The organism is Bradyrhizobium sp. P3_C3 (genome assembly GCF_056402655.1).
The window spans coordinates 30,744-49,521 of sequence record NZ_JBFUGY010000017.1 but is presented as its reverse complement, the minus strand read 5'-3'; the positions used below and the strand labels follow the sequence as shown (position 1 = coordinate 49,521).

General features: G+C 66.2%; 20 protein-coding genes. 16 read left to right on the top strand and 4 right to left on the bottom strand.

The window, feature by feature from the left end; all coding sequences use genetic code 11:
* Positions 1-10 precede the first annotated feature (10 nt).
* The 7 genes from AC1DW2_RS20535 to AC1DW2_RS20505 all read left to right on the top strand — a co-directional run bounded on the left by AC1DW2_RS20535 (position 11) and on the right by AC1DW2_RS20505 (position 5,283).
* Complete coding sequence (locus AC1DW2_RS20535; RefSeq protein ID WP_014491932.1) at positions 11-253, top strand: DUF4170 domain-containing protein; 243 nt, start codon at positions 11-13, stop codon at positions 251-253.
* The gene (locus AC1DW2_RS20530; protein ID WP_477007061.1) at positions 250-963 is read left to right on the top strand and encodes a lysophospholipid acyltransferase family protein; all 714 of its coding nucleotides are present in this window, start codon (positions 250-252) and stop codon (positions 961-963) included. Before AC1DW2_RS20535 ends, AC1DW2_RS20530 begins: the two co-directional genes overlap by 4 nt.
* Complete coding sequence (locus AC1DW2_RS20525; RefSeq protein WP_477007060.1) at positions 926-2,260, top strand: 3-deoxy-D-manno-octulosonic acid transferase; 1,335 nt, start codon at positions 926-928, stop codon at positions 2,258-2,260. The genes AC1DW2_RS20530 and AC1DW2_RS20525 overlap by 38 nt, the downstream gene beginning before the upstream one ends.
* Positions 2,253-3,269 (top strand): tetraacyldisaccharide 4'-kinase, encoded by a 1,017-nt coding sequence (gene lpxK, locus AC1DW2_RS20520; protein ID WP_477007059.1) that lies wholly within the window; start codon positions 2,253-2,255, stop codon positions 3,267-3,269. The genes AC1DW2_RS20525 and lpxK overlap by 8 nt, the downstream gene beginning before the upstream one ends.
* Positions 3,270-3,555: 286 nt before the next feature.
* On the top strand, positions 3,556-3,891 hold the full coding sequence (locus tag AC1DW2_RS20515) for a GYD domain-containing protein (protein WP_063985608.1): 336 nt from the start codon (positions 3,556-3,558) through the stop codon (positions 3,889-3,891).
* Positions 3,892-4,265: 374 nt separating this feature from the next.
* Positions 4,266-4,436 (top strand): hypothetical protein, encoded by a 171-nt coding sequence (locus AC1DW2_RS20510; RefSeq protein ID WP_477007058.1) that lies wholly within the window; start codon positions 4,266-4,268, stop codon positions 4,434-4,436.
* Between the two features lie 535 nt (positions 4,437-4,971).
* A complete protein-coding gene (locus AC1DW2_RS20505) occupies positions 4,972-5,283 on the top strand; it encodes a hypothetical protein (protein ID WP_477007057.1) in 312 nt (103 codons plus the stop codon).
* Positions 5,284-5,302: 19 nt separating this feature from the next.
* Here AC1DW2_RS20505 and AC1DW2_RS20500 read toward each other — a convergent pair whose 3' ends face one another.
* Positions 5,303-5,530: a DUF2093 domain-containing protein gene (locus AC1DW2_RS20500; protein WP_014491939.1), complete on the bottom strand. Its 228-nt coding sequence runs from the start codon at positions 5,528-5,530 to the stop codon at positions 5,303-5,305.
* 194 nt (positions 5,531-5,724) lie between these two features.
* On the opposite strand from AC1DW2_RS20500, the gene AC1DW2_RS20495 reads away from it, so the two are divergent.
* Both AC1DW2_RS20495 and AC1DW2_RS20490 read left to right on the top strand, forming a co-directional pair.
* Complete coding sequence (locus tag AC1DW2_RS20495) at positions 5,725-6,549, top strand: dienelactone hydrolase family protein (RefSeq protein ID WP_477007056.1); 825 nt, start codon at positions 5,725-5,727, stop codon at positions 6,547-6,549.
* Between the two features lie 225 nt (positions 6,550-6,774).
* Entirely contained in the window at positions 6,775-6,924 is a 150-nt protein-coding gene (locus tag AC1DW2_RS20490; RefSeq protein ID WP_196236551.1) for a hypothetical protein, read from the top strand.
* A gap of 182 nt (positions 6,925-7,106) precedes the next feature.
* On the opposite strand, the gene xseA is transcribed toward AC1DW2_RS20490, so the two are convergent.
* On the bottom strand, positions 7,107-8,729 hold the full coding sequence (gene xseA, locus AC1DW2_RS20485; RefSeq protein ID WP_247315890.1) for an exodeoxyribonuclease VII large subunit: 1,623 nt from the start codon (positions 8,727-8,729) through the stop codon (positions 7,107-7,109).
* 136 nt (positions 8,730-8,865) lie between these two features.
* Between xseA and AC1DW2_RS20480 the strand changes: the two genes are divergently transcribed.
* The 5 genes from AC1DW2_RS20480 to AC1DW2_RS20460 all read left to right on the top strand — a co-directional run bounded on the left by AC1DW2_RS20480 (position 8,866) and on the right by AC1DW2_RS20460 (position 13,457).
* The gene (locus AC1DW2_RS20480) at positions 8,866-9,876 is read left to right on the top strand and encodes an alpha/beta hydrolase (protein WP_477007055.1); all 1,011 of its coding nucleotides are present in this window, start codon (positions 8,866-8,868) and stop codon (positions 9,874-9,876) included.
* The gene (locus AC1DW2_RS20475; RefSeq protein ID WP_477007054.1) at positions 9,873-10,427 is read left to right on the top strand and encodes a hypothetical protein; all 555 of its coding nucleotides are present in this window, start codon (positions 9,873-9,875) and stop codon (positions 10,425-10,427) included. The genes AC1DW2_RS20480 and AC1DW2_RS20475 overlap by 4 nt, the downstream gene beginning before the upstream one ends.
* Positions 10,428-10,430: 3 nt before the next feature.
* A complete protein-coding gene (locus AC1DW2_RS20470) occupies positions 10,431-10,730 on the top strand; it encodes a winged helix-turn-helix domain-containing protein (RefSeq protein ID WP_063985603.1) in 300 nt (99 codons plus the stop codon).
* Between the two features lie 322 nt (positions 10,731-11,052).
* Positions 11,053-12,336, top strand: a complete 1,284-nt coding sequence (purD, locus tag AC1DW2_RS20465) for a phosphoribosylamine--glycine ligase (protein WP_477007053.1) — start codon at positions 11,053-11,055, stop codon at positions 12,334-12,336.
* Between the two features lie 215 nt (positions 12,337-12,551).
* Positions 12,552-13,457 carry an alpha/beta fold hydrolase gene (locus tag AC1DW2_RS20460; RefSeq protein WP_477007052.1) on the top strand — a complete coding sequence of 302 codons (906 nt, stop codon included), beginning with the start codon at positions 12,552-12,554 and terminating at the stop codon, positions 13,455-13,457.
* Here the strand turns inward: AC1DW2_RS20460 and AC1DW2_RS20455 are convergent.
* On the bottom strand, positions 13,454-13,912 hold the full coding sequence (locus AC1DW2_RS20455; protein ID WP_041954073.1) for a nucleoside deaminase: 459 nt from the start codon (positions 13,910-13,912) through the stop codon (positions 13,454-13,456). The genes AC1DW2_RS20460 and AC1DW2_RS20455 overlap by 4 nt on opposite strands.
* 118 nt (positions 13,913-14,030) lie before the next feature.
* On the opposite strand from AC1DW2_RS20455, the gene AC1DW2_RS20450 reads away from it, so the two are divergent.
* Both AC1DW2_RS20450 and rsmD read left to right on the top strand, forming a co-directional pair.
* Entirely contained in the window at positions 14,031-16,163 is a 2,133-nt protein-coding gene (locus tag AC1DW2_RS20450) for a pseudouridine synthase (protein ID WP_477007051.1), read from the top strand.
* Positions 16,164-16,718: a 16S rRNA (guanine(966)-N(2))-methyltransferase RsmD gene (gene rsmD / locus AC1DW2_RS20445; protein ID WP_477007050.1), complete on the top strand. Its 555-nt coding sequence runs from the start codon at positions 16,164-16,166 to the stop codon at positions 16,716-16,718. It abuts the gene before it with no gap.
* Between the two features lie 109 nt (positions 16,719-16,827).
* Here the strand turns inward: rsmD and mutL are convergent, their stop codons facing one another.
* Positions 16,828-18,639 (bottom strand): DNA mismatch repair endonuclease MutL, encoded by a 1,812-nt coding sequence (gene mutL / locus AC1DW2_RS20440; protein ID WP_477007049.1) that lies wholly within the window; start codon positions 18,637-18,639, stop codon positions 16,828-16,830.
* Positions 18,640-18,778: the final 139 nt, after the last annotated feature.

The following is an 18,778-nucleotide window of genomic DNA, read 5'->3' as shown; positions in this document are numbered from 1 at the left end:
AACAGAACCCATGCCAGATAGTGCCCCGCAACAATTGCTGCATCTCGTCATCGGCGGCGAACTGCTCGATCTCGAGCACAACACCTTCAAGAACCTCGATGACGTCGAGATCGTCGGCCTCTATCCGAACTATGCGTCCGCCCACGTCGCCTGGCGCGCCAAGGCGCAGAGCACGGTCGACAACGCGCAGATGCGCTATTTCATCGTCCATCTCCATCGGTTGCTCGACCCGAATCAAGAACCGGCGCGTTGAAAAAACTGCTTCGCAATACGCTGCGAAGCAGCTGGCTTCAGCGTGCCGTCGGGGTTCTGGCGGCCGAATATCTGCGTCTGGTCTGGCGGACCAACAAATTCACGTTCGATCCGCCGGAGGTCTACGACATCGTCGAGCCGCAGATCCCCGCGATCTTCGCCTTCTGGCACGGCCAGCATTTCCTCACGCCCTTCATCAAGACCAAGGAGTCCTACCGGGCCAAGGTCCTGATCTCGCGGCATCGCGACGGCGAGTTCAACGCGATCGCCGTCGAGCGGCTCGGCATCGGCCTGATCCGTGGTTCCGGTGACCACGGCGGCGCCTTCCACCGCAAGGGCGGGGTGGGGGCGTTCAGGGAAATGGTGCACACGCTCCAGGACGGTTGTAATGTCGCGCTGACCGCCGATGTCCCGAAGCGCTCGCGCGTGGCCGGGCTCGGCATCATCATGCTGGCACGGGAATCGGGGCGGCCGATCATGCCTTTCGCGATGGCGACCAGCCGCTTCATCCGGCTCAAGAACTGGGACCGCACCACCATCAACCTTCCGTTCGGGCGGGGTGCATTGGTCGGTATCAAGGAAATCCACGTGCCGCCGGATGCCGACGCCGCCACTATGGAAGCGCTGCGGCTGGAGCTGGAAGAGACCTTGAACGAGGCGACCCGCCGCGCCTATGCGCAACTCGGCCGTCCGGGGCCCCAAGATGGCTAATTCGCTGCCGATAACGCTGCGGATGTACCGGCGCCTGGCCTCGGGCCTGGTGCCGCTTGCGCCGGCGCTGATCAAGCGGCGGCTGAAGCAGGGCAAGGAGGATCCCGCCCGCGTCGGCGAGCGGCGAGGCCTGTCCCGGGACGTGCGTCCGCACGGCCCCCTGGTCTGGATTCACGGCGCCAGCGTCGGTGAGGTGCTCGCCGCAGCCGCGCTGATCGAGCGCCTGCGCGACCTCAATCTTCGCATCCTGCTCACCTCGGGCACCGTCACCTCCGCCGCCGTCGTCGCAAAGCGGTTTCCGCCCGACGTCATCCATCAATACGTGCCGTATGATTCCCCGCGCTATGTCGCGCGCTTCCTCGATCACTGGAAGCCGTCGCTCGCGCTGTTCATCGAATCCGATTTGTGGCCGAACCTGATCCTGGCGGGCGCCGCGCGCCGCCTGCCGATGGTGCTGATCAACGGGCGGATGTCGCCGCGCTCCTTCCCGCGCTGGCGGCGGATGTACGGCACCATCTCGGCGCTGCTGTCGCGGTTCGACATCTGCCTGGCGCAATCGAAGACCGATGCGGAGCGCTTCTCGGCGCTCGGCGGCCGCGACGTGGTCACCACGGGTAATCTCAAGCTCGACGTGGCCGCGCCGCCGGCCGATCCCGCCAAGCTCGAGCGGCTGATGGCGATGACGCGCGGCCGCCCGATCATCGTCGCGGCCTCGACCCATCCGGGCGAGGACGAGATGCTGGTCGCGGCGCATCGCAGCCTCGTCGGTTTCTTCCCGCAGCTTCTGACGGTGATCGTGCCACGGCATCCGGATCGCGGCACCTCGATCGCCGGCTTGATCACGGCGTCGGGCCTGAAGCCGGCGTTGCGCTCGCGCGAGGAATTGCCGACGGCGGCGACCGACGTCTATATCGCCGACACCATGGGCGAGCTCGGCCTGTTCTACCGCCTCTCGCCGGTCGTGTTCATGGGCGGATCGCTGATCCGTCATGGCGGCCAGAATCCGATCGAGGCAATCAAGCTCGGCGCTGCGATCGTCCATGGTCCGCACGTCTTCAACTTCGCCGATGTCTACGAGGCGCTTGATAGCAGCGGCGGCGCGCGCCAGGCCGACACACAGGAGGCGCTGGTCAAGCAGCTCGGCCAGCTGCTGGCCGATCCCACGGTGCGCGACGGGATGCAGCGCGCAGGCTCAGGCGTGGTCGAGGATCTTGGCGGCGCGCTCAATCGCACGATGACGGCGCTCGAGCCCTATCTATTGCAGCTTACCATCGAGATGGGGGCCGCCAATGCGTGAGCCGGCCTTCTGGTACCGGCCGCGTTCCATCAAGTCTCATGCGTTACGGCCGTTGGGCTTGCTCTATGGCGCGATCACCGAACGGCGCATGTTGCGCCAGGGCTTTGACGCCGGCATCCCCGTGATCTGCGTCGGCAACTACCATGTCGGCGGCGCCGGCAAGACGCCGACCGTGCTCGCACTGACGAAGCTGCTGCGCGAGCTCGGCGAGACGCCGGTGGTGCTCAGCCGCGGTTATGGCGGGCGCCTCAAGGGTCCGGTCATGGTCGACCGCGAGCGCGACACCGCTTCCGACGTCGGCGACGAGCCGCTGATGATGGTGCGCGACGTTCCCGTCGTGGTCGCGCACGACCGTCTCGAAGGCGTTGCGCTCGCGAAGTCGCGGGGCGCGACCGTGGTCCTGATGGACGACGGTTTCCAGAACCCGCGCCTGCTGAAGGACGCCTCCCTGATCGTGATCGACAGCGAGCGCGGCCTCGGCAACGGCAAGGTGTTTCCGGCCGGTCCCTTGCGCGCGCCGCTGAAGGCGCAGCTCGCGCGCACCGATGCGCTGGTGCTGATCGGCAATGGCCATGCCGCCAACGATGTCGCGGCGGAGCTTGCGAAGCGCAACAAGCCGGAGCTGCGCGCGCGCCTGAAGCCGGATGCGGCCTCGGTCGCGCAACTCCTCGGCAAACGAGTCTTTGCGTTCGCCGGCATCGGCGATCCCGCGCGTTTCTTCCGCAGCTTGCGCGCCTGCGGCGTCGAGGTCGCGCGCACGCGCCCCTTCGCCGATCACCACATGTTTTCGCAGAACGAGATCGCGGCGCTCGCAGCGGAGGCGCAGCGCGAGCAGCTCACGCTGGTGACGACGGAAAAGGATCTTGCGCGCCTGCGCGGCCGCGAAGGCGTGCCTGACGGCATCGTGCCGTTCGCGGTGCAGCTCGAATTCGATGATCCGGCAGCGCTCCGGCAATTGATCAGCGATCATCTCTACAAGGCGCGCGAGCGGCGGTTCGGCAGGCGATGATGTCTTGATGATTTCTTGGCGTGGGCAAAGCGCTCCGCCGTAGCCCAACACCGCGCGCCTTGCGATATGCGACATGTCGCGGCGGATGAATTGTCTTCCGCACGTTCGGGAGTTGATGTAGCCTCGCATGAGAGCCGTCACCGGGACGTGCCGAACTCCCGGCAATCATCGGCGGCGTTTATGCCCACGGCGGGCAACGTACCATCATCATTTCAGATGCGAGACCGTTACGATCAGTTCGGAACGGCAGGAGAGTTATTGCCAAAAGCTCAGAGGAGAACATGCCATGCATTTTTGCCTCACAGGACAATATACACCACGCGCTCTCAACGCCATTTTGGAAAACCCCACGATCAATCGCCAGGAGGCGGCGACAAAACTCATTGAAGCGGCCGGCGGCAAGCTGATTTCGATGTACAGCGTTGCTGCCGACGGTCCGGGCGTTCTGGTGATTTTCGATGTGCCTGATCCGAGCACGGCTCCGGCCATCTCCGGTCTGACCGTCACGGTGGGCACCCTGCAGAACGTGAAACTGACCCGGCTGTTCACGCAGGACGAGATCAAGCAGGTCCGCCAGAACGCGGCAAAGCTGCGCTCTTCGTATAGTCCGCCCGGAGGCTGACATCCGGATCTCACGCGATGCCGCCGCAATCGTATCAGGCGGCGGCAACGCTCACCTCACAGCAAAAAGCAGGTCTGAGGCGAAGGCCTTCCGGCGTCCATCGACGGACGTTGCGGGAGGGCGCGTGCTGTGTCCGGCGCCACAGGTCCGACTGAACGTGCTTGCCAGCGGACCCGTCAAGGGCGTGCAATCCCGGCTCAGCGGTCAGTCCCCTCACCAGGCTCCAACAGCCATCATTCCGATGATGGTCAGGCACGAGACGCAGGCCACCATGACAGTATAGCATTCGGGTGTATTCATCGCTTGCTCCCAAACTGCCGCCAATTGCTTGGTCACTGCTACGCGGGAGAGTTCGCCGGTCTCGGGCCGCTTCAATGCGGCACGCCACGACCGGTCTTGCGTTGTGCGTCCGTCCTCTCATCGTCACCCTGATCCGCAAGATGATGATGCGCTTCGGAAGCTTCAGAGCGTTGAGCTATGATCAGAAGCTGTTTCCGCATTTCAGCGAGGCGGGCGCGGCAATATTCACGATAGAGCATGTCTAGTATGGTGGGCATGATCACCCCCATCGTTGACTTTCGATTTAAAAAGTATCCACCGCGAATTTTCGAGGTGATCGTAGCCCGTCAGATGGCTCTTCCGATGTGAGCCCGTTCACAGACTGCATCAATTCCAAAGCTCAATGGTCGTTTGGTTGACTTGATGGTCTGTGCGGCAAAGCAGCAGGGCTAATTACCTAACGCGCACTCTAGCAGCGCTCTGTTTCACCAGAACTTCGTCAAACAACTTAAGGGCGCCGAACCGCAGCGAAAAATCCAACCACAGCGCGAAGTGACTTACCACGGAGTGCAAGCGCAATTCGTTGCAACGCGGATCGGCGCGACGGAGATCATTTCGGCGGCGAGGCGCGCAGTTCAGGTGCGCGCGAACCTCGTCTCCACCCTCATGCTGTGCGAAAAGCTGTACCGCGTCGTGCGACGCGGGCAGGACAGTTACCCTTTGCTCACCCTGTAGCAGCCCGCCATTCAGGCGACATTCATCGCAAGACGCCTATCGGTTCCAGACGATCAGGAGAATCCGATGAAACTGCCATCCGCAGCCGTCGCTGCCAGTCTTGTGTGTCTGATCATTGCGCCCGTGTTTGCGCAGACGGCGCCGACGACGGCTCCCGCTGCGCCAACCAGCACGGTGCCCGTCCCCGCGACCAAGCGCGTCACGTGTCTTGCGACGACGCAAAGCCTGAAGGGACAGGACAAGCGCGATCAGATGCAGCTCTGCATGGCGCAGGCACGGGTCGATTGCCTCAAGCAGGCGATCGATCAGAAGGTCGTCGGCGAGCCCAGGAAGACCTTCATCAAGACCTGCGTGGGCGGAGATGCCACTGAACAGTGATAGAAGCGCAGGCGCGGCCTCACGGCTGCGGCTTCAGCGCGCCGGGGAAATGCCGCTGCAGCACGGCGGCGGGCGTGGCGTAGGCCTCTTGCAGGTCCACGCTCCAGTACTTCAATTCGTCGAGCGGTATCCGCGTGTCGGTGATCGCGCAGCGCACGAAGGTCCCCGGCGAGATCACGCGGAAATCGCCGTCGAGATATTGCACCTGCGCTTCGCCATGGCCCGAGGGGCCGAACTTGTTCAGCACGGTCGAAAGTCTCCGTGGAAGGCCACTCCGTGGAAAACCCTGGAGGGCACGATGTGTTGCACCGGATTTAGCATAGATAGGGTGGCTTGTCCGCCCGGTAAACCCACCGGTTTGTGATGTTTTGCCGCCGTTTCCGCATGATAGTGCTTCGCGCGAGGGATGGCCGGTTCCGGCATCTTCCACGGCAGAATCCGATGCGCCTTCGACTGACCGCCCTGTTCCTGATGCTGCTGACGTCGGCCGCGCACGCCGCGCCGGCGCCGCAGGAGGTCGACATTCCGCTGTCGTCCGGAATCCTGCATGCGCAGCTCTACAAGCCCGAAGGCGAGGGGCCGTTTCCGACCGTGATCGCGCTGCACGGCTGCGGCGGCCTTGGCAATCATTCAGAATCGGTGCTGCCGCGCTATCGCGACTGGGCGCTGCAATTGCTGAAGGCCGGCAATGCCGTGCTGCTGCCCGACAGCTACGGTTCGCGCGAGCTCGGGCCGCAATGCCGCGTCAAGGAGATGCACGTCAAGGCGCGGCGCGAGCGCGTCGCCGACATCGCGGCCTCGCGCGCCTGGCTGATGAAGCAGGGTTGGGTCGCGCGCGACCGCGTCAGCCTGATCGGCTGGGCCAACGGCGCCAGCGCGCTGCTCTGGGCCGTGCGTCCGCAGAGCGCCGCGCGCGAAGCCGGGCCGGATTTTCGCGCGGCGATCGCGTTCTATCCGGATTGCCTGGTCTCCGCCGGCCTCGGCTGGAGCGCGCGGGTGCCGACCCTGGTGCTGATCGGCGCCAATGACGACGTCTCGTCGCCGCCGGCCTGCCGCCAGATGGTCGACGGCGCGCGCGGCCGCAGCGCGCTCACGCGCATCGTGGTCTATCCCGGCGCCTATCACGATTTCGACCGCGCCAATACGCCGCTGCACGCAGCTGCCGGCACCACCGACGCCGCCGCGCCCGAGCACGGCCATCTCGGCACGGACGCAGAGGCGCGCGCGGAGTCGCAGAAGGAAGTCGCGGAGTGGCTGGCGCGGTGAGGGCGGTCCTGTAGCCCGGATGGAGCGGGCTTGTCCCGCCGTAGCTCGATAGAGCGAAGGCGGAAGCGGGGCCGCCCGAGGAACAACGTTAGGCGGACAGCCCCGCATCGACCACCGCCCTGCACGGAGTATGGCCGACCGTGAATCTACGTATCGCGTGCCGCGGCGGTTTCAGCAGGTGACGGCGCCTTAGTTCGACCACGTTGTCGATTAAACGCAGTCCTCATGCGCAATCGCTTCGTCCTGTTCTCATCCGCACTGATCGTCTTCACCGTCGCGATCTTCCTGTTCGAAGCCCACGCCGGCGCGCCGCAACGCGCACCGGAACATTGCGGCTTCTGGACCACGATCGACGCGGGATTGTCCTGCCGGTAGGCGGGCTGCGCTCGCAATGACGAGGTTGTGGCGACACGCGTCCCCTACACTCACTGTCATCGCCCGGCTTGACCGGGCGATCCAGTACGCCGAGGCAGCTGTGATTCACCGAGACGCCGCGGCGTACTGGATTCCCCGCTTTCGCGGGGAATGACAGCGGGGGCGGAAGGCCGCCGTAGCGCTTAGAACAACGTGCCCTGATCCACCGGCTTGCCCGCGCGCTTCGGCGCGGGCTTGGCGTCCTGCGCGGCCGGCTTTGCTTGCGCCGGCGCACGCTTTGCCGTCGGCGCCGGGCGATCCGCGTCCGCCGTCGCGCCGACACGGCCGTCCGCAAACTCGATCTCGACGCGTGCGCCGGGACCAATCGCGTCTGCCGCATGCAGGGGATGGCCGGCTTCATCCCGCACCAAGGCAAAACCGCGCGCGAGCACGCCGCGATACGACAAGGCCGAGAGCAGCTTGCCGCTGTTCTCGATGCGGGCATCCAGCCGCTGCAACAGCGTGACAAGCGCGCGGTTGGCGCGCTCGGCCAGACGATGCGTGCGCTCGCGCTGGCGGGCAATTGCGTTGCGCTGCGCCTGCGCATTCGAAAGTTTCGAGGCGCGCAAGCGCACCTCCAGCCCGGCGAAACGGTCGCGCCGTTGCCGCAGCAGCGAGCGCGCGGACAGGCCGAGCCGCTCGCCGCACACGGTGAGGCGGTGATCGGCCTGCGAAATCTGCCCGTGCAGCACCCGCAGCGTCAGCTTTGCGCTCGCAGCGGTAAACCGGCGGAAATGCGCGTGCGTGTTGGCCTTGAGGCCGCGGGGTAGCGACGCGCCCGCCGAATCCAGCCGTTGCCGCGGGATCGCGAGCAGATCGCCTGCCGCGGGCAGGGCGCGCGCGGCGGCGCGCAGCTCGCTGCGGCGGCTCTCATGGGCACGCTGCCAATAGGCGCGGGTGCGCCGCGCGAGATCGGCGACCTCGACGAAGAGATCGCTGCGCACCGGCACCGCCATCTCGGCCGCTGCTGTCGGCGTCGGCGCGCGCTTGTCGGCGACGAAGTCGATCAGCGTGATGTCGGTCTCGTGGCCGACCGCGGAGATCAGCGGGATCATGCTCTCGGCCGCCGCCCGCACCACGATCTCCTCGTTGAACGACCAGAGATCTTCCAGCGAGCCGCCGCCGCGCGCCACGATCAGCACGTCGGGCCGCGGAATCTTGCCGCCTTCCGGCAGCGCATTGAAGCCGCGGATCGCGGCAGCGACCTGCTCGGCCGAGCCTTCACCCTGCACCTTGACCGGCCACACCAGCACATGGCGGGGAAAGCGGTCCTCCAGCCGATGCAGGATGTCACGGATGACGGCGCCGGTCGGCGAGGTCACCACGCCGATCACCTCCGGCAGCCAGGGCAGCAACTGCTTGCGCGCCTCGTCGAACAGGCCCTCGGCGGCGAGCTTCTTCTTGCGCTCCTCCATCAGCGCCATCAGCGCGCCGATGCCGGCCGGCTCCAGCGCCTCGATCACGATCTGGTACTTGGAGGAGCCCGGATAGGTCGTGAGCTTGCCGGTGGCGATGACCTCGAGCCCTTCCTGGGGCTTGAAGCGCATCCGCCCGTGCACGCCCTTCCAGATCACCGCCTCGATCTTGGCGCTCTCGTCCTTGAGCGCGAAATAGCAGTGGCCGGAGGAGTGGGCGCCGCGGAAGCCTGAGATCTCGCCACGGACCCGGACATGGCCAAAGGCGTCCTCGACCGTCCGCTTCAGGGACTGCGAGAGCTCGGAGACGGTGAATTCGGGGGCGTTGAGCAGTGGTTCCGCAGGCGGCATCGGCAAACGATTCGGCATTTTGGGGTCAGACCCGACGTTAAGGATTTTCGCCGCGCGGCGCCAATCCGGGGATTGATATGAAGAGTACTCTGTAATATAGAGTTCTCTATTGATGGTCAGTTCGAGGGAGTTTGCGATGGCGATGCGGCTGCTGCGGGGTTCTCTAAGCCTGTTGAAATGGGGCCTGTGCGCGGTTGGCGCAGTCGCGCTGCTGCTCACCGCCCTGATCGCGACGCCGCTCGAGCGGCCTGCCGAGATGCGCTCGGTCTCGGACTCCGCCAAGGGGATCGACTGGTCCACCCTCCCGCCGCTGGAGCGGTTCCAGGCCCGCGACGGTACCTGGCTTGGCTTCCGGCACTACGCGCCGAAGGGGGCGGCCACCGACCGCGGCGCCATCTTCATCCATGGATCGTCCGGTTCCTCCGGCACCGTCAACCATGCACTGACGGCGGCATTCGCCGCGCACGGCGTCGAGACCTGGGCACTCGATACGCGCGGCCACGGCGCCTCCGGCACGCGCGGTGATATCGGCTATGTCGGCCAGCTCGAGGACGATCTGGTCGACTTCGTCGCCCATGTCCGCAAGAGCGCGCCCGATTTGCCGCTGACCTTGATCGGTCATTCCGCCGGCGCCGGCTTCTCGTTGCGTGTTGCCGCGACGCCGATCATGCAGGACCTGTTCGTCCGCACTGTCCTGATCGCGCCCTATCTCGGCTACGACGCGCCGACCAACAAACCGCACGCCGGCGGTTGGGCCAATGCTGACCTTCCGCGCTACTTCGGGCTGGCGGCGCTGCGCAAGCTCGGCATCGAATGCTGTGCGCAGCTTCCGGTGCTCGCCTTCGCCGTGCCGGCGAATTCGGCCAAGTACCTCACCTCTACCTATTCCGACCGCCTGATGCGCAACTTTGCGACACGCGGCTATCGCCTCGATCTGCCCGGGGTGACACACCCGATGACGATTTTCGGCGGCGCCGACGATGAGATGATGATCTCGGACAAATATGCCGAGACCGTGCAGGCGGTGAAGCCGTCGGTCGACGTCAAGATGATCGACGGCGTCAATCACATGGGCATGGTCACCAATCCGAAGGCGGTCAATGCGATCGCCGAGGACGTCGCAACGCGAGGGGCAGGGCAGTCATGATCGACAGCAAGGAGGCGTCTGCAGCGCTGGCCGACATCGACGACATCGTCCAGCGCGTGAAGCAATCGCAGCTCTACGAACTCGCAAGCCTCGCAGCGGTCTGGTGGGGAGTCCTGGTGTTCGCAGGCAATCTCGTGACCTGGCTCTGGCCGGTCTACGCGGTCCACGCCTGGGTTGCCGTGGACATTCTGGGCGTCGGCGGTCTGGTCGGAATCCGGCTGCTCAATCCATCGCCTCGTCCGCATGGTGCCGCCTTCGATGTCAGGCTCGTTCTGGTCTTCGTGCTGTTCTTCGCCTTCGGCTATCTCTGCACCAACGTCGTCGGCCATTTCGGCCCACGCCAGCTCGGCGCGTTCTGGCCGCTCTACTTCATGCTTTTCTACACGCTGGCGGGTCTCTGGTTCGGCTACGCCTTCGTCGCGATCGGTCTTGGCATCGCTGCGCTGACACTGATTGGTTTCTTCTACATCGGGGCGGCATTCCCGCTCTGGATGGCGTTCGTCAATGGCGGCGGTCTGATCCTCGGCGGACTCTGGATGCGGCGGATCTAGCGCATGGCCGAGCTCGACGACATCATCCACCAGCCGCTGCGGCTGAAGATCATGGCGGCGCTGAACGCGCTGCCTGCGACCGCAGGTCTGGAATTTTCGAGGCTGAAGAAGCTCACCGGCGCCACCGACGGCAATCTCGGCGCGCATATCGAGACGCTGGCCAAGGCGGGCTACGTCTCGGTCGACAAGGCCTTTGTCGGCAAGAAACCGCAGACCACAGTCACCGCCACCGCCGCCGGCCGCGGCGCCTTCGCGCGGCATGTGGCCACGCTGCAGGAGATCATTGCGGGGAAGCAGGTTTGATCGTTTGAAGCTGGCGCGAACTCTTACCCTCCCCTGGAGGGGGAGGGTCGATCGCGCGCAGCGCGAGCGGGGTGGGGTGATCTCTCAACACGGCCAGTGTTCATTGCGGAGAGACCGTCACCCCACCCCGTCTCACATTTCGCTGCGCTCAATGTGAGCCGACCCACGGGCGAGCTACGCTCGTCCCGGACCCCTCCAGGGGAGGGTAAGATTGGCTGTACGCCACGCCCCGGAATGACKGGGAGTGTGGGCGTTTCCCCTTGAGACCCGCCGCGATTCGTGCGACCTCCGGCCCCAGCAAACCCCTTATTCTGAGCCCTCGATGCACATTCTCCTGCTCGGTTCCGGCGGCCGCGAACATGCCCTGGCGTGGAAAATCGCAGCCTCCCCCCTGGTGACCAAATTCTGGTGCGCGCCCGGCAATGCCGGCATCGCGCGGGAGGCGGAATGCGTGGCGCTCGATGTCGCCGACCATGCCGCCGTGATCGACTTCTGCAAGACGAATGCGGTCGAGCTCGTGGTGGTCGGCCCGGAGACGCCGCTGGCCGCCGGCATCGTCGACGACCTCACCGCCGCCGGCATCAAGGCGTTCGGGCCGAGCGGGGTGGCGGCGCAGCTCGAAAGCTCCAAGGGGTTCACCAAGGCGCTGTGCACCGAATTCGGCATTCCGACCGGCGCCTACAAGCGCTTCACCAACGCCAATGATGCGCGTGCCTATGTCCAGAGCCAGGGTGCGCCGATCGTGGTGAAGGCCGACGGCCTTGCCGCCGGCAAGGGCGTCGTGGTCGCCAAGACCGTGCGCGAGGCTGAGGACGCCATCGCCATGATGTTCGAGGGCGCCTTTGGCGATGCCGGCGCCGAGGTCGTAATCGAGGAATTTCTGCCGGGCCGCGAGATCAGCTTCTTCGCGCTGTGCGACGGCGAGACGGCCATCCCTCTCGCTTCCGCGCAGGACCACAAGCGCGTGTTCGACCACGATCTCGGCCCGAACACCGGCGGCATGGGCGCCTATTCGCCGACGCCTTTGGTCACGCCCGCGATCCACGACGCGATCATGGCCAAGATCATTTTGCCGACGGTTGCCGGCATGAAGCAGCGCGGCACGCCGTTCCGCGGCATCCTTTACGCCGGGATCATGCTGACCACCCATGGCCCAAAGCTGTTCGAGTTCAACGTTCGCTTCGGCGATCCCGAGTGTCAGGTGCTGATGCTGCGGATGATATCCGACATCGTGCCGGCGTTCCTCGCCTCCTGCGACGGGGAGCTTAAGCACTTCGACCTGCGCTGGCATCCGGACTCCGCGCTCACCGTGGTGATGGCGGCGAAGGGCTATCCCGGCGACTATCAGAAGGGCACGCGCATCGAAGGGCTCGATGACGCCGCCAAGGTCGAGACCGCCGAAATCTTCCATGCGGGCACGGTAGAGAAGGACGGCGCGATCCTCGCCAATGGCGGCCGCGTGCTCAATGTTTGCGCGCTCGGCAAGACCGTGACGGAAGCGCAGAGCCGCGCCTATCAGGCGGTCGACCGCATCAACTGGCCGGAGGGCTTCTGCCGCCGCGACATCGGCTGGCAGGCGGTGGAGGCCGAGAAGGCCCGGGGCTGACAGGCTTTTTTCCGGAATACGCGCATGGTGGCATCAAGATTGCCGCGTGCCTCCGCCCCGCCACATCGACATTCCAAAATTGCGCAATCGCCTGTTGGGGTTAGCAACCCTCACAGGTGACCATCGTGCTACTGTGCATGGGGTTGTTTTCGACATTTTTGTTCGAGGCGGCCCAGGACTGACCAGACGGGACTGACCAGATAAGGATGCCGAAGATGTCCGATCTCGCCGACCTCTATCCGAGCTTTGGCTCCGAGTGGGTCAACACCTCCTTCGGGCGCATCTTCGCCCGCGTCGGCGGCAAGGGGCCGCCGCTGCTGCTGCTGCACGGCTTCTCAGAGACCAACGTGATGTGGCACCGCGTGGCGCCGCAGCTCGCCGACAAGTTCACGCTGATCATCGCCGATCTGCCGGGCTATGGCTGGTCCGACATGCCCGAGAGCGATGCGCAGCACATCCCCTACAGCAAGCGCGCGATGGCCAAGGCCATGGTCGAGGCGATGGAGCAACTCGGCCACGTCCACTTCGCGCTCGCCGGCCACGACCGCGGCGGCCGGGTGTCGTATCGGCTGGCGCTCGACCATCCCGGCCGGCTGTCGAAGCTCGCCGTGCTCGATATCCTGCCGACCTATAATTACTGGGAGCGGATGAACCGCGCCTACGCGCTGAAGATCTATCACTGGACCTTCCTCGCCCAGCCGGCGCCGCTGCCGGAGACGCTGATCTCGGGCAATGGCGAGTTCTTCCTGCGCTTCAAGATGGCGAGCCAGACCAAGTCGAAGACGCTGGACGCCATCGACGAGCGTGCACTCGAACATTACATCGCCCCGTTCCGCGATCCCGCCCGCGTGCATGCGATGTGCGAGGACTACCGCGCCGGCGCCTATTTCGATTACGACCTCGACAAGGTCGATTTCGAGGCCGGCAAGAAGATCACGGTGCCGATGCTGGCCCTGTGGGGTGGCGCAGGCATCGCCCAGGCCGCCGCCACGCCGCTCGATACCTGGAAGCAATGGGCGACCAACGTCGACGGCATGCCGGTGGACTCCGGCCACTTCCTCACCGAGGAAAACCCGGACGTCACCGCAAAGGCGCTGCGCGAGTTCTTCTCGGCGCCTTAGCGCCGCTCCCGAAAGAACTCCCGCAGCAGCCGCGCCGCCTCGCTCTCGCCGACCCCGGAATAGACATCCGGCGCATGATGGCAGGTGGGCGAGGCGAAGAACCGCACGCCTGATTCCACCGCGCCGCCCTTGGGATCGGCGGCGCCGTAATAGAGTCGCCTGACCCTTGCAAAGGAGATCGCGCCCGCACACATGGTGCAGGGCTCCAGCGTCACGTAGAGGTCGCAGTCGACCAGGCGCTCGCTGCCGATCTTCTTGGCGGCCTCGCGCAGCGCAATGATCTCGGCATGGGCGGTCGGGTCGTAATCGGTCAGCGTCCGGTTCGCCGCGGTGGCGATCACCTCGTAATTGCGGACCACGACGCATCCGATCGGAACTTCGCCCGCCTTTCCGGCATTTTCGGCCGTTTTGAGCGCCAAATCCATGAAAGAGGGGGCTTTCAAGCCTCGTATCATCGCCAGAAACCTGCTAGTAGCTCCGCCTTCAGCAAGAGTGAATACCGGATTTGCCTGAGCATGCGGCTCGAAGCGAGCGCGCACACTGCTTTTTGGCCACCCCCAAGTGAGATTATTCATGCCTCGCGACAGCGACAAAGACAACGATTCCCGCGGCCGGCGAGGCCCGGCAAGGGGAGGCCCGCCCAAGGGCCGGTCCGGCAAGCCGCGTGGCCCTGAGAAGAAATTCGCCAAGCGCGGCCCTGAGGGCAGGGGCGACGCCCGCCCGCCCCGTGGCGACCGCGACAGCCGTCCGCCTCGCGCCGACCGCGGGGATCGTCCGTTCCGCCGCCGCGAGGAGGGTGATGCCCCGCGCCGCGATTTCAGCGACCGTCCGAAATTCAAGCGCGACGACCGTGGTGGTGAGGAGCGCGGCGAGCGCAGTTTCAAGCCGCGCGGCGACCGCCCGTTCTCCGATCGCGGCGCGCGCGATGGCGAGAAGCGGCCGTTCAAGCCGCGTGGTGATCGTCCGTCCTATGGCCGTGACGACCGTCCGCCGCGCAGCCGGGATCGCGACGATTCACGTCCCGCCGGTCGGTTCGGTGACAAGAAGTTCGGCGACAAGCGGCCCTACGCGCCGCGTGGGGACCGCCCGGAACGCAAGTTCGACGGCGAGCGGAAGTTTTCGCGCGGCGCACCGGACCGCAGCGATCGCCCGCGTGACTTCGGCGACCGCCCGCGCGACCGTGGCGAGCGCAGCGATTCAAAGCCGTGGCAGAAGCGCGACGCGGGTCCGCGTGGCGATCGTCCGCCGCGTAAGGACTTCAGCAAGGGTCCGCGCAAGGATTTCGGCGGCCGCGACCGCAGCGAAGACAAGCCCTGGCAGAAGCGCGACGATCGGCAGGGTGGCGGCGATGATCGTCCGCGTTTCTCGCGCTCGCGCGACGATCGCGCGTCCGGCGATCGTCCGTTCCGCGAGCGGCCGAAGTTCGATCGGCCCAAATTCGATCGCCCGCGCGACGATCGTCCGAAATTCGATCGGCCCCGTCGTGATGGCGATGGCGAACGCGGCGGTGACCGTCCCAAATTCAATCGTCCGCGCGAGCGCTCCGAGGGCCGCTCTGACTGGCACGAGCATCCGCGCAGCGAAGGCCGCTTCGGCGATCGTCCGCGCCGCGAGAACGAGGATGAGAGCAGGATCTTCGAGAAGCGCCCCGCCTTCGGCGGCCGCGGCGCCTATCGTGACCGTGATCGGGATTTCGAGGGCCGTCCGCGCCGTGACGAAGCACCAAAGCCGAAGAAGGCCGGCGAGCGTATCGCAAAAGTGCTGTCGCGTGCGGGCCTCGCCTCGCGCCGCGACGCCGAGGAGATGGTCACGCAGGGCCGCGTCGCCGTCAACGGCCGCGTCATCAATTCGCCGGCGCTCGACATCACCTCGAACGACGTCGTCACTGTCGACGGCAAGCCGTTGCCGGAGCGCGAGCGCACGCGGCTGTTCCTCTACCACAAGCCGCGCGGGCTGATGACGACGCACGACGACCCCGAGGGCCGTCCGACCGTGTTCGACAATCTGCCCGAAGGCCTGCCGCGGCTGATCTCGATCGGCCGGCTCGACTTCAACACCGAAGGCCTGCTGCTGCTCACCAACGACGGCGGGCTCGCGCGCACGCTCGAGCTGCCGGACACCGGCTGGCTGCGCCGCTACCGCGTCCGCGCCCATGGCGACGTCACCCAGGCGCAGCTCGACGAATTGAAAAACGGCATCGAGATCGAGGGCGTCAAATACGGTCCGATCGAGGCGACGCTGGAGCGCGACCAGGGCGCCAATGTCTGGCTGGTGTTCGCGATCCGCGAGGGCAAGAACCGCGAGGTGCGCAACGTCTGCGCCCATCTCGGGCTCGAGGTGAACCGGCTGATCCGCGTGTCCTATGGACCGTTCCAGCTCGGCGAGGTCCCCGAAGGCCAGGTCGAGGAGATCAAGTCGCGCGTGCTGCGTGATCAGCTCGGTGACAAGGTCATCGAGAAGTCGGGCGCGCAGTTCGACGTGCCGAAGAAACCTTCTTCACCCGACGGCGAAGCGCCACGCGAGAAGAAGCCCGCCAGCAAGCGTGACGTGATCAACGATCGCAAGGGCCGCCGTGTGCTGGTACAGCGCACCGGCAGCGAGGAAGCGCGTGAGCGCAACGAGTCCGAGGCCAACGGCTACGGCCCGCCGCGCCGGCCCAAGCGCGGCTATCACGGCAAGCGCGATCTGACGCCGCGGGAGGACTGATTGCGCGTCGTCGGCGGTCGTTTGAAGGGGCGAAATCTCGCCTCACCGTCCTCGCGCGACATCCGCCCCACGGCGGACCGGCTGCGCGAGTCCGTGTTCAACATCCTCGTGCACGCCTATGACGATCCGATCGAGGACGCGCGCGTGCTCGATCTCTTCGCCGGCACCGGCGCGCTCGGCATCGAAGCGTCGTCGCGCGGGGCGAAGTTCACACTGTTCGTCGACAACGGCGCGGAAGCGCGCGCGCTGTTGCGCAACAATGTCGAGACGCTCGGCCTCGGCGGCGTCTCCAAGGTCTATCGCCGCGATGCGACCGATCTCGGGCCTGCGCATCCCGTCGAGCCGTTCTCGCTGGTGTTTCTCGATCCGCCCTATGGCCAAGGATTTGCGGAGAAGGCGCTCGCGAGCTTGCGCGACGGCGGCTGGCTCACGCCGGGCGCGCTGCTCGTGGTGGAAGAGGCGAAGGCTGCGCAGTTCGTGACGCCGGAAGGTTTCGAGGAACTGGAGCGGCGGGCGTATGACGACACGGAGTTCGTGTTTTTGAAGAGGCCGTAGTCTCGCTGCCGTAGGGTGGGCAAAGCGCAGCGTGCCCACCACTTCTATCGCGATCATGAAGAGATGGTGGGCACGGCGCGTTGCGCCTTTGCCCACCCTACGACACCGGCTACCTCCGCCCGAACAGCTTCTCCACATCGCTCAGCTTCAGCTCGACATAGGTCGGGCGGCCGTGATTGCACTGGCCGGAGTTCGGGGTGTCCTCCATCTCGCGGAGCAGGGCGTTCATCTCCTCCGGCCGCAGCCGGCGGCCGGCGCGCACCGAGCCGTGGCAGGCCATGGTGGCGGCGACGTGCATCAGGCGGCGCTCCAGCGGCAGCGCCTCGTCCCATTCGGCCATATGCTCGGAAAGATCGCGCAGCAGCCCGCCCGCGTTGGTCTTGCCGAGCAGCGACGGCGCCTCGCGCACCGCGACCGCGCCGGGGCCGAAGGATTCGATCGCCAGTCCAAATGACGCAAGCTCCTCGCTGCGCTCCAGCAGACGCTCGACCGTCGCCTCGTCCATCTCGACGATCTCGGGGATCAGGAGGATCTGCCGCTGAACGCCGTTGGCGGCGAGCGAGGCCTTCAGCCGCTCGTAGACGATGCGCTCATGCGCGGCATGCTGGTCGACGATGATCAGGCCGTCGCGGGTCTGCGAGACGATGTAGGTCTCGTGGATCTGGGTGCGCGCAGCACCAAGCGGGCGGTCGACGAGGTCGCTGACGGGCTGGGTCTCGATCCGCACGTCCGCACTGGGCGCGCCGACATCGAATGCCGCCTGTGCGCGCTCGGCGAAGGCGGGTGCGGCCGATCCGTCGAACGACGGCATCGGTGCGACCGGGGCGGATGGCGAGGCGCGCCAGTCCCAGCTCGCAGGCCGCGGCGTGAAGGCCGGCCGGAACGAGGACAACGCGCTCTCGCCACTGTTGGCGGCCGTGCGCCGGCCCTCGCGCGCGAGCGCTTCCTTCAGTCCGTGCACGATCAGCGCGCGGACGAGGCCGGCATTGCGGAAGCGCACCTCGGTCTTGGCCGGATGCACGTTGGCATCGACCTCGCGCGGATCGAGCGTGACGAACAACGCCAGCACCGGATGGCGGTCGCGCGGCAGATAGTCGGCATAGGCCCCGCGCACGGCGCCGAGGATCAGCTTGTCGCGCACGGGACGGCCGTTGACGAAGAGATACTGCCCGAGCGCATTCGCCTTGGTCAGCGCCGGCGCCGCAGCATAGCCGGCGACGACAACGCCCTCGCGCTCGGCATGGACCTCGATGGCGTGGCTGCGGAACTCCGCGCCCAGAATGTCGCCGAGCCGCGTCAGCCGTCCGGCGGCGCCGGGCAGCGCGGCGGTCCAGGTCACCGGCGCGCGCTCCTCGCCTGCGAGCGTGAAGGCGACGTCGGGCCGCGCCATGGCGAGGCGCCTGACCACCTCGCGGATCGCCTCCGCCTCAGTGCGATCGGTCTTCAGGAATTTCAGCCGCGCGGGCGTTGCATAGAAGAGGTCGTTGACCTCGACGCGCGTGCCGTGGGCCAGCGCCGCCGGCATGATCTCGGACTTGTCGCCGCCCTCGACTGACAGCGCCCAGGCATGTGGTTCGCTCGCGTGCCGCGTCGTGATGGAGAGACGTGCGACGGAGCCGATCGAGGGCAGCGCCTCGCCGCGGAACCCCAGCGTGCGGATCTGGAGCAGATCCTCGTCATCGAGCTTGGAGGTGGCGTGGCGTTCGACCGCGAGCGCGAGGTCCTTCGCGGTCATGCCGCCACCGTCGTCGGTGATCCCGATCCGCCGCCGGCCGCCGCCATCGGTGAAGACGTCGATCCGGCTCGCGCCGGCATCGATGGCGTTCTCGACCAGTTCCTTGACCACGCTTGCCGGACGTTCGACCACCTCGCCGGCGGCGATGCGGTTGACGACTTGCTCTGGCAGTTGGCGGACGGGCATGGGGCTTTCGATATGGATTCGCTGACGGCGCTATTCTAGGCCGTGTTGCGTCAAAAGCATGTGTTGGGCAACAGCCGTGTGGCGGCCTGGGGAAGAGGGATGCCTATCACATTGAAGGGATTGGACGTTCGAGAAAATT

Excerpts from the sequence above, each read along its gene's own strand:
- lpxK (WP_477007059.1), top strand. The coding sequence starts at position 2,253 with ATGCGTGAGCCGGCCTTCTGGTACCGGCCGCGTTCCATCAAGTCTCAT.
- AC1DW2_RS20450 (WP_477007051.1), top strand. The coding sequence starts at position 14,031 with ATGCCTCGCGACAGCGACAAAGACAACGATTCCCGCGGCCGGCGAGGC.
- AC1DW2_RS20505 (WP_477007057.1), top strand. The coding sequence starts at position 4,972 with ATGAAACTGCCATCCGCAGCCGTCGCTGCCAGTCTTGTGTGTCTGATC.
- AC1DW2_RS20455 (WP_041954073.1), bottom strand. The coding sequence starts at position 13,912 with ATGATACGAGGCTTGAAAGCCCCCTCTTTCATGGATTTGGCGCTCAAA.
- purD (WP_477007053.1), top strand. The coding sequence starts at position 11,053 with ATGCACATTCTCCTGCTCGGTTCCGGCGGCCGCGAACATGCCCTGGCG.
- AC1DW2_RS20480 (WP_477007055.1), top strand. The coding sequence starts at position 8,866 with ATGGCGATGCGGCTGCTGCGGGGTTCTCTAAGCCTGTTGAAATGGGGC.
- AC1DW2_RS20535 (WP_014491932.1), top strand. The coding sequence starts at position 11 with ATGCCAGATAGTGCCCCGCAACAATTGCTGCATCTCGTCATCGGCGGC.
- AC1DW2_RS20495 (WP_477007056.1), top strand. The coding sequence starts at position 5,725 with ATGCGCCTTCGACTGACCGCCCTGTTCCTGATGCTGCTGACGTCGGCC.
- AC1DW2_RS20475 (WP_477007054.1), top strand. The coding sequence starts at position 9,873 with ATGATCGACAGCAAGGAGGCGTCTGCAGCGCTGGCCGACATCGACGAC.
- AC1DW2_RS20525 (WP_477007060.1), top strand. The coding sequence starts at position 926 with ATGCGCAACTCGGCCGTCCGGGGCCCCAAGATGGCTAATTCGCTGCCG.
- xseA (WP_247315890.1), bottom strand. The coding sequence starts at position 8,729 with ATGCCGCCTGCGGAACCACTGCTCAACGCCCCCGAATTCACCGTCTCC.
- AC1DW2_RS20510 (WP_477007058.1), top strand. The coding sequence starts at position 4,266 with ATGCGGCACGCCACGACCGGTCTTGCGTTGTGCGTCCGTCCTCTCATC.
- AC1DW2_RS20470 (WP_063985603.1), top strand. The coding sequence starts at position 10,431 with ATGGCCGAGCTCGACGACATCATCCACCAGCCGCTGCGGCTGAAGATC.
- AC1DW2_RS20460 (WP_477007052.1), top strand. The coding sequence starts at position 12,552 with ATGTCCGATCTCGCCGACCTCTATCCGAGCTTTGGCTCCGAGTGGGTC.
- AC1DW2_RS20515 (WP_063985608.1), top strand. The coding sequence starts at position 3,556 with ATGCATTTTTGCCTCACAGGACAATATACACCACGCGCTCTCAACGCC.
- AC1DW2_RS20490 (WP_196236551.1), top strand. The coding sequence starts at position 6,775 with ATGCGCAATCGCTTCGTCCTGTTCTCATCCGCACTGATCGTCTTCACC.
- mutL (WP_477007049.1), bottom strand. The coding sequence starts at position 18,639 with ATGCCCGTCCGCCAACTGCCAGAGCAAGTCGTCAACCGCATCGCCGCC.